We start from the raw sequence: 1,305 nt of genomic DNA, 5'->3' as shown, positions 1-1,305 counted from the left end.
GGTCAGGTCCTGGGAAGAATCGAATTTGCCAACCACATCCAGGTTGCCGACCAGTTGGCGGCGCACTTCGTAGTTGACCTTGAGGGTCCAGCCATTGTCGCGACGGTCGAACTTGACGTTGGCCGGCTTCACGTTGTCCGAGTAGTTGATGTACAGCCGCTTGAAGAACAGTTCCTGGATGTTGGCCGGCGCCATGCTGCCGATGCCCGGTTCCTTGGCCAGGCTCTTCATCGCCGAGCGCACCGCGTAATACTCCTGGTACATCGGGAACAGCTTCATGCCGATGTAGAGGAAGAAGCCAACCACGATCAGGACCGTCAGGAACGAGGTCAGGGTCATGCCGCGCTGCGTGTTCATCGTCTTCATTGCGTTCTCCCCAGATACGCGAGTGGATGTGAAGTCAGTTGATGCTCGAGCCGATCCGCGACGGTTCGAAGCCGTCCTTGCAGAACCAGCCCTGGCAGTTCAGCCAGATCAGGAATGCCTTGCCGCGCAGGTTCTCTTCCGGCAGCAGGCCCCAGAAACGGCCGTCGTCGCTGTTGTCGCGATTGTCGCCCATCACCAGGTACTTGCCAGCCGGCACGGTCCACTGGCCCTGGCCACGCGGATAGTCGGTCTCCAGCACGGTGTGGGTGCGGCCCGGCAGGTGCTCGACCAGCAGGTTGGCGCCCTCACCCTGGCCCTTGTGGCCGGCATAGATCCCCTTGTTGTCGTACTTCAGCGGTTCGCCGTTGAGGATCACCCCGTCGCCTTCGAACACGACGGTGTCGCCCGGCACGCCGATCACGCGCTTGATGAAGTTCTCGCCCTTGGCCGGGTCGTTGTCGCCATGGCCGGGGAAGTGGAAGACCACCACGTCACCACGGGCCGGATCGCCGACCGGCACGAAGCGGGTGTTGGTGATCGGCAGGCGCAGGCCATAGGAGAACTTGTTGACCAGGATGAAATCGCCGATCAGCAGGTTCGGCATCATCGAGCTGGACGGGATCTTGTACGGCTCGGCGATGAAGCTGCGCACGATGAGCACGATCGCCAGCACCGGGAAGAACGCACGCGAGTAGTCCACCAGCACCGGCTCGGTGTCGAGCAGGCCGGCGCGCTGGGCGCGACGCTTGGCCAGGTACAGCTTGTCGGCCAGCAGGATCAGGCCGGAGGCCAGGGTCAGCACGACCAGGAGGATCTCAAACAGTTTCATTCAGGGTCCTTTGCAACGTCACCGGACGATCGGCCCGAAGGCCGGTTTCGGGGCTTATTTGTTGTCCATCTGCAGCACGGCCAGGAAGGCTTCCTGCGGAATTTCCACGC

General features: G+C 62.1%; 2 protein-coding genes. Both read right to left on the bottom strand.

Translation table 11 applies throughout. The features are described from left to right. Positions 1-366 (bottom strand): DUF4845 domain-containing protein (locus AC1VAN_RS22090; protein ID WP_480986776.1); only part of this gene is annotated, 366 nt, incomplete at its 3' end. Positions 367-400: 34 nt separating this feature from the next. Continuing rightward, entirely contained in the window at positions 401-1,195 is a 795-nt protein-coding gene (lepB, locus tag AC1VAN_RS22085; protein WP_025877111.1) for a signal peptidase I, read from the bottom strand. Positions 1,196-1,305 lie beyond the last annotated feature (110 nt).

It is taken from the genome of Stenotrophomonas sp. 05L44_2 (assembly GCF_056665995.1).
The sequence above is the reverse complement of the archived record's forward strand: the minus strand, read 5'-3'. Positions and strand labels throughout refer to the sequence as shown.

What these genes read in the sequence shown, in the direction of transcription:
- lepB (WP_025877111.1), bottom strand. Translation starts at nt 1,195, where the DNA reads ATGAAACTGTTTGAGATCCTCCTGGTCGTGCTGACCCTGGCCTCCGGC.